The 8,060-nt window shown below is 60.4% G+C and carries 4 protein-coding genes; 3 read left to right on the plus strand and 1 reads right to left on the minus strand.

Translation table 11 applies throughout. The features are described 5' to 3' along the window. Positions 1 to 179 precede the first annotated feature (179 nt). The 3 genes from VIG90_RS16175 to VIG90_RS16185 all read left to right on the plus strand — a co-directional run bounded on the left by VIG90_RS16175 (position 180) and on the right by VIG90_RS16185 (position 3,608). On the plus strand, positions 180 to 1,376 hold the full coding sequence (locus tag VIG90_RS16175; RefSeq protein WP_331594553.1) for an AAA family ATPase: 1,197 nt from the start codon (positions 180 to 182) through the stop codon (positions 1,374 to 1,376). Next, positions 1,373 to 2,422, plus strand: a complete 1,050-nt coding sequence (locus VIG90_RS16180) for a ParB/RepB/Spo0J family partition protein (protein ID WP_331594554.1) — start codon at positions 1,373 to 1,375, stop codon at positions 2,420 to 2,422. The genes VIG90_RS16175 and VIG90_RS16180 overlap by 4 nt, the downstream gene beginning before the upstream one ends. Before the next feature lie 70 nt (positions 2,423 to 2,492). Continuing rightward, positions 2,493 to 3,608, plus strand: a complete 1,116-nt coding sequence (locus VIG90_RS16185; RefSeq protein WP_331594555.1) for a replication initiator protein A — start codon at positions 2,493 to 2,495, stop codon at positions 3,606 to 3,608. 3,258 nt (positions 3,609 to 6,866) lie between these two features. Here VIG90_RS16185 and VIG90_RS16190 read toward each other — a convergent pair. Then, on the minus strand, positions 6,867 to 8,060 hold a 1,194-nt coding region (locus VIG90_RS16190), incomplete at its 5' end, for a PLP-dependent aminotransferase family protein (protein ID WP_331594556.1).

Consider the following 8,060-nt stretch of genomic DNA (forward strand, 5'->3'; position numbering starts at 1 on the left):
TCGGGGCTCCGGCCCACTTTAGGCCACGTGAGGGCCTGCAGGAAGTTTTTGGCCAAATCCCACTTAACCTCCGTTTTTTGGCCTATATCAGGGATCCTCTTGCATACTTGGCCATTTTACCCCTCGACAAAGACAAAATGCCCAAGCTAGATAGGCGTGGCCAATCGTGGGGGTGATTCATGTCTGAGCGCACGTTGCAAGATGCTGTCCGTATGCACGGCAAGCTGGCGGATGCAAACCGCGCCGTACAGGAAACGGCCCTTGCTCCCACGCTGACCAAGGAGCTCAAGATCAGGTTCGGCATGAAGGAGGCCGCGGTCCTGGTTGGCCGGTCCGACGAGAGCATCCGGACCGCCGAGAAGGACGGCCGCCTTCCCGCCCCCGAGATCGGCGCCAATGGCCGGCGGCTTGGCTATACTGTGGCCGACCTGCAGCGCATGCGCCAGCATTTCGGCACCCTGCCCTGGCGGACCGAGACCGATGAGCCGGTCATCATGGCAGTTTACAACTTCAAGGGTGGGGTCGGCAAAAGCACGCTGACGCTGCACCTGGCCCATTACCTTGCCCTGAAGGGCTATCGCGTCCTCATCATGGACGCGGACGCGCAGGGGTCCCAGTCGGCCCTCAACGGCCTCAAGTACGGCATCGATTTCGAGAGCGATCGCACCCTCTCGCCGTTCCTCGACCGCGAGAACCCCGAGCCCTCGCTCCATTACGCCATCTGCAACACAGCCTGGCCCAACGTCGACATTATCCCGGCGTGCGTCGAACTCTTCAACACAGAGTACGATCTCATCATGTCCGGCCTGACGGGCGTTGCCGACTCCATCCGCCGGCTGCGGCATGCCGTCAACGAGGTTGCCCAGGCCTATGACGTCGTCCTGATCGATTCCCCGCCTGCACTCAACCAGGTCGGCTTGGCGGTGCTTCAGACAGCCAACGCTCTGCTGGTGCCAATGCCGCCCAACTGGGTCGATGCCAAGTCGTCTGAAGACTACATGGGCATGATCGCTGGCATCGTGACGCAGCTGGAAAATTCCCGCCGCGACGCCGGCGCGGATTTCGATATCGACTACAAGTTCATCAAGTACATCACGACCCGGTATAACAATCGGGACACTCTGCAGAGCGGCTTTCGCGAGTTCTATTACAAGCAGATGCCGCTTGATTTCATCGAAGAGCCCTTCCTCGAGAGCGCCGCCATCAGCGGCGCCCTCCAGATCGGGCACTCCATCTATGAACTGGCCGAAGCCGTTGTCCACCGCGACACCCTGAAGCGATGCCGGGCCAACCTTGAGTCATTGTTCGGAGAGATCGAGACCCTGATCCGGCGGTCCTGGCCCAGCACCGCTGAGGCGCTTGGAGAGGTGGCATGAAGCGCAAGAACCTGTTCGCTGATGCCGGTCAGCGCCTGCAGCATGCAGGCGGTACCGATGCACCGGCTCCCAGCGCCGCACCTGTCGGGGCACCCGTCATTTCCGCCTATGCCAACAGGCTCGACAAGATCGACCAGCTTGCCGAAAGCCAGGTCACCGTTGTCCGTCAGCTGGCCATCGACCCGGCCATCTGCCGTCCGTGGGCTGGCAACGGACGCATGGTGTCAGCGCTGAGTGAGGACACCTGCCGGGACCTCATTGATGCCATGCTCGCCGAAGGCGGACAGAAGGTGCCCGCGATCGTGCGGCCCGTCGAAGGCGACGACAAATACCGCTATGAGGTCATTGCTGGCATCCGTCGCCATTTCGCAGTGTCCTGGCTGCGCTCTCACAGCTATCCGGAATTCAAGTTTCTGGTCGAGGTCCAGCGACTGGACGATGAGGCCGCCTTTCGGCTCGCCGACCAGGAGAACCGCGGCCGCAATGATCTGAGCGACGTCGAGAAGGCCCGCAATTATGCGGCGGCCATCGATCTCTACTATGGCGGGAGCCAGCAGCGCCTTGCGGACCGGCTCCGCCTGTCCAAGGGCTGGCTGTCCAAGCTCCTCAAGCTCGCCGAATTGCCCGATACGGTCCTGAAGGCCTACCCCACCCTGTCGGCGATCAGTGTCAATACCGGCTATGAGCTGAGCCTGCTTCTGAGCGACCCGAAGAAGAAGGACGGGCTCCTTGCGGAAGCCGAGGCGATCGCTGCCCAGCAACAGTCCAGCCGCGAAGCCGGGCAGTCGCTGCTCGATGCTGTCACGGTTACGCGGCGCCTTAAGAAGAGCACGGAGGAACGTCGCGGCCGGACGGCCAAGGCGCGTGTTCCCGTCTACGCCTCGAGCGGCAAGCCGCTGCTGGCGATTGTTCAGGACACTGCCCAGTTCCTCACCCTGAAGGTCTTTGCCGACAGCGGTGCCTCGGAGGAGGAGGTGGTCGAGAAACTGAGGGAGCAGCTTGCGCTGGCCCGAATGAACAGCAAACGTAAAAATGTGAAAAACTAGAGGAAATTCAATAAGTTAAGCCGAAGTTTCCAACAGGAAACTTTTGACAGGCCAAGAGGTTGGGCCCACCATGACAGATGATCCGTCCCCTTACCCGGACCAAGAGGATCTATTCCTGACCCAGCTCAGCGACATGCTGCTGCGGGATCAGCGGGACATGATGGAGCGCCCCTTCTTCAGCCTCGCAAAGAAGAAGAGAATCAAGCCGATCGACTACAAGAGCCCGGACGGAACGGTTTGGGTGCATGTGTCCGCCAATCCGCTCTATGGCATGGCCACGATCTATGATGCCGATATCCTGATCTATCTGGGCAGCTACCTAATGGAGCTCAAGCGGCGCGGCGTGAACGATATTCCGCAGACGCTGAATATCAAGCCCTATGATCTGCTCAAGACAATTCGCCGGGGTGTTGCAGGGCGCGACTATCAGTTGCTGATGCAGGCATTTGATCGGCTCCAGAGCACCACTGTCAAAACAAACATCCGGGCAAGCACCCGCCGGGAGGCGACCTTCTCCTGGCTAGACAGTTTCGAGCAGATCACCTGTACGCGCACGCAGCGCCCCCTCGGACTTCAGGTCACCGTCGCCAAATGGTTCTATGATGGCGTGCTGGCGGATGGCGCCGCGCTTGCGATCGACCCCGAGTATTTCGAGATTACGGGCGGCCGGGAACGCTGGCTTTACCGGACAGCCCGCAAGCATGCAGGCCGACAACCGAACGGGTTTGCAATCTCATTGCCGACGCTCTTCGACAAGAGCGGAGCGGAAGGTCTCTACCGCAAGTTCAAGTTCGAGATCCTGAAGATTGCCAAGGCCAACAGCCTGCCTTCATTTCATCTGGAGATCGAGGCCTCCCAGTCCCGCCAGAATGACGAGCCGATCCTGCGCATGATCCACCGCGACTTCGTCGCCAGGTCTGGTCCTTCGAGCACGCCTGCGCGTTCGACGAAGAAGAGTGCGCCCCTCCCCTCCCCGTCGGGCTCAGCGAGAACGGCGATCTCCGAGGCGACATTGGCGTCGCTGCGCGAAGATTGCCCGGGCCTTGATCTGGCCAACCTTCAGAGCCAGTTCGATGTCTGGCTCGCAGCCGAGCCGACCCGCAAGCCAAGAAACTACCAGACCGCTTTTGCCGGCTGGGTACGCCTGTACTACGAGAAGAACAAGTATACGCTCGGACTGGCCTAAGTCTGTCTCGGCCCCCCCGGCTCTTGCCCGTCCATCCGGGCTCTGCCTTGTCGACGTTACTTTGAGAACGGCAAGGTTCTCACGCTTCCCCTGCTCTCAGCCAACCAAACCTCGCCCATGCCATGCATTTGGCTGACAGAGACGGCGTTCTCAAAATAACGTGCCTTGCGCATCAGCCAGTCTCAGGTCAGACATCAAAGGCCATTCGGCAGTTGCCAACAGGGGCTCCACTTCCATCAGCGCGCCTGATCCCCTTTTCGCGCAGCGACAGCTCCCCCTGCCCTTTCAAGGCCTGCAGATCATAGCTTGTCTCTACAGCGCTTCTGAGCCCGGCTGGGCAAGCGAGCCGCAGTGCTATTCTCAGATGTGATAGACGGACTGGCTAAAGGCATGATCAGCCATCGTGAATGCCTGAAAACTGTGGCAGATCGCCGGTTTGGCGGCGTTAAAGCTCCTCTCCGCCGGCCGGCTCTGCTGCGCTTACCGCACCCTGTCCCCCGGGCAAACATGGCCAGCAGCTGCTATACAGGCAGCGGCCCTGCCTTGGCGGAGATGCCAGCAAATGGCTTGTTTGCCTCCGGAACAGCGGTGAGCGGTACAAGACCTGCCATATTTGCCGCGTTCTTAATCTCACGTGCTCGTAGTGTAGGGTTTGACCACCACTGATGTGCTGACACGGTACTTAAAGAACGCAGGTCTGCGGCAGGTGCCCATCGAGGCGGTGACAAGAGCTCGGCCGAGCGACAGAAACTCGCTTAAAAAAATACCAATTCCCGCTGAGTTTTCAGGGGCTTACCTCGCCAGTTTCCAGCAGGAAACTTCAGGCTCAAACGGAAGGCCAGCCAGCTTGAGGCAAAAGGCAACCAAGATTGGGAATTCGGGCATACCATCGCCCCGGCCAGCGTTCCTGGAATACCGTGTTAGTCGTGCAGCCCCTGCAGCAAGCCGAATCTGCTGAAACACGGTATTTCAGGAATGCAAAAGGAGGGGTCGGTAGCCAATAATGCCCCCCTTACGGCAGGATCTGGTGCTCCAGGCCGGTCTCAGCGAGACGTTATCCACACAAGCGACGGTACAATGGGAACGCCAACGGTATAACAGGAACGCCTGAACGGGACTTCAGGAACGCAGCGACGGGACTTTAGGAACGATTCAACGTTACTCCAGGAACGCCACATTCCTGCGACTCCTAGGTCTTGGGCCCGTTTCGCTGGATCGCTTGCTGTCTAACTTCTTAAAATAAGATTCTAAATCTCTAACTGCGGCCGTTGGCCGTCCGGATGTTTATCACTTAATGGCATTGGAAATTTGGCTGCAACTGGTCGTGTGCAGAACCGGGCATCGGCGGCCGATGGGAACAGCCATGCCAGTGATAAACCCCAGCGCCCGTTGAGATCACAGAGCACACGTGATTGGATCGCGGAAGCAGCATTGCCGGGCTGGTCACCTCGAGCGTTTGCTTGCCTGTCTTTCCTGCGGCAACTGCATCCCTCCTGAACGTCAGCCGTCGCACGGGAGGCACAGGCGCTCCAGCGGAGCGTATCCGCTCGGCTGCAAATGCCCCACAAACAAAGGCAGGGGAGAACTGCCAGAGGTCACCCTTCGCCGGGCTGGGCCAGTCACCGGACAGCCATTCCATCGCCGAGGACCAGCCAAGGACAGCTAACTGACGGGGACGGGGAGCGCTCTTGGCCGGTCGCTCTCCTTCGCTCCGGCGGACCCTCATGCAAGAAGAATACTGTTCGGTCTCTGAAGCGACTGGATCGGACCAGCGACATCCTGTTCAGATAGCAAAAGCACATCGACGGGCATGTCCTGCTTGTCCTGAACCCGATCTGTCCTTGAGCTGCGCCCAGCCTTGGGCCAGAGCCGCGGCGGCACGATCCCCATATGGCGGGTCGCTTGAACGATCGCAGGTGTGATCGAGATCAGCCGGTTTCTGCCCTATGACCACTGCTCCACCGGCGCACAGCTCGCATAGACCAACAGGGGCCCGTCATGCCGAAGGCAGCCGCAGGCGCCGGTCTGATCTGGCCTCTCTGTCGTCTCCCAGGCGAGGCAAGCCCGGATCCTCGCAAGAAGTGGCCTCTTCAATTGCCTGCAGGTGCCGAATGCTACGAGGAGTTCTGGGCCGATCGCCAGTCTTGCGCCTGAAGATGACGATCGGGGCCACGCTCTGGAGTACGGCGCTGCGACAGGCCAACAAGGCTAAAAGGCGCAGCGAAGCGTCTATAGCTGGAACGCTGGATGATGTTGCCGCGTATGCCTGCCAGGTCTTTGTTTAAGGCCCCTTGGCTTGTGCTCGAGCTTCCCGCCCATGAAGGGCACGGGCTGTACGCCTGAGGCATCGCGGACAAACATGACCCGTAAGAACCGCGTAGAGGCATCAGGGAGCGTTTGCAGCCCTCCTTGAGGCAACGCTGGGGCAGAGGGCAGGGGAGTGCCCTGGGCTAGGCTTCCTTGAGCCAACCGGGCCGCCTGCCATTGGCACCTATGCTGTCCGCGCTGCCCGGCATGTCAAAAGAGCCGCGCCATCCTTACCGGCGAGCCCGCCGAGCGTGCTGCTGCAACTGACGAGCATCGTGCGGGTAAATCGGAAGATCTGGGAGTTTATCAGCTCCGACTGTGTGCGCCCCCCGAGCGGCATCTGGAAGCCCCCCCTCTAACAGAGGTGTATTCTGGCCACCCTTGGCGCAGAAAAATAGGTCTGTCGGCTTGAGGCGAACCCGCCGGAAGCCCGCAGCCGGTCAAACAAGGCCAAGCTTAGCGTTCGTAACGCTTGCAGCATCCAAGAGAGGGTTCACCCAAGAGGCGTGTATAGCAGAAGGAAGGGATGAGGGATCTTGAGAGATTTGCTTGAGTTTGGATTTCGCGCAAATCTGGTGGGCGCTGCCGGAGCAGCGTAATCAAGCTTTAAAAGGAGGAAGGCAGCGGGGGCGCTCGCGCAGGTGCAAAGCGGTCCGTGCACCGCTATCCATATAGGGCTCCGACAGGTCATATGCAATTCCAGTCATCGTCTGCTGGACTACAAGCGCTTCAGCGAAAGTCCGATTAATGTCAGCAGCGTCTTTGCAGGCAGAATGCGCCACCGCAGGCTCAAAGCGCCCGTTGAGGCGGGCCGGGTCTGCTGGCTTTTGCCTTGCACGCTTCAATTCAACGGTTAGGCAGTGGCCCAATGGATCGGGTCCGAGGAGCTGCTTCAAGAATGACTGCCGGCAGTGTCCCCAACGGCGTTGGAATAGGCACGCAGTTCAGGGATCAGGTCCGCCTTGCGATTGTGATGGCGTCCTTGAGGACCGGTAGGATGTCGGGGTGACTGCAGTGCGCAACGTTGAAGCGCATGAAGGCGCCTGCGGACTGCGCCGCACTGAACACGTTGCCCGGTGCAAGCACGACACCGTGCTGACGCGCTGCGCGTGCGACATTGGCAGAATCACAGCCATCCGGCAGGCGGCACCAGAGGTAGAAGCCGCCCCGCGGCATCAGCCAAGGTTCAATGCCGATCCGCGCCAGTTTTTCTGAAGCCTCGCGACGCGCTCGCGCCAGACGCCGCCGTACATCTTCCATATGCTTGCGATAGCCTCCGCTGGTCAGAACAGTGGCGATCAGGTCCGCAGCGATCGGCGTTGGACCGCCAAAGCTGGTGGCGATCTGAAGATCAACGAGGTCCACGATCCAGTCGGAGCGGGCGGCGATGTAGCCGCATCGCACCGAGGCGGAGAGCGTCTTGGAGAAGCTGCCGATCCGGATGACCCGCTTGAGCCCGTCAAGAGCCGCAAGCCGAACCGATGGCTCGGGCTCGAAGTCGGCAAAGATGTCATCCTCCACAATTGTCAGATCATGTGCGGCGGCGATATTGAGAAGGCGGTGGGCTGTCTGGGCCGATAGCGTCGCGCCCGTCGGGTTGTGCAGCGCCGAATTCGTGATGTAGAGGCGAGGCCGCTCGGTAGCGACGGTCACCTCAAAGGGTACGATGTCCGGTCCCGATGGCGTGTAGGGGATGCTGACGACCTTCACTTGATGAGCGCGCAGCAAGGCCCGAAAGTTGAAATAACAGGGATCATCCACCAAGACCGTATCGCCCGGGCGCAGCAGGAAGCGGCAAATCAGGTCAATTGCCTGCGTACCTGATGCACTCAGCAGAAGCTGGTCGGGTGCAATGCCAATGCCCTCGTCGGCAAAGCGGCTCATCAGGATACGGCGCAGGGCCAATGAGCCACGTGTGGATCCGTATTCCAGCAACAGCGGCGCTTCGGCGCGCGCCAGCGAACGCAAGGCGCGACGCAGTGCATCGCTCGGCATCCAGTCAGGCGGAAGCCAGCCGCAGCCGGGTTTCAGCGTTGCAGCATCAGAATCGAGCGACTGGCGGGACACCCAGAACGGATCAACTGCACGATCGGTCTGAGGCAGATCCTGTGCCAGGGTGAGCGGCGGGAGCGCCGAGGCGCAGAC

The organism is Pedomonas sp., from assembly GCF_036515995.1.
In the GTDB taxonomy this organism is placed as follows: domain Bacteria; phylum Pseudomonadota; class Alphaproteobacteria; order Sphingomonadales; family Sphingomonadaceae; genus Pedomonas.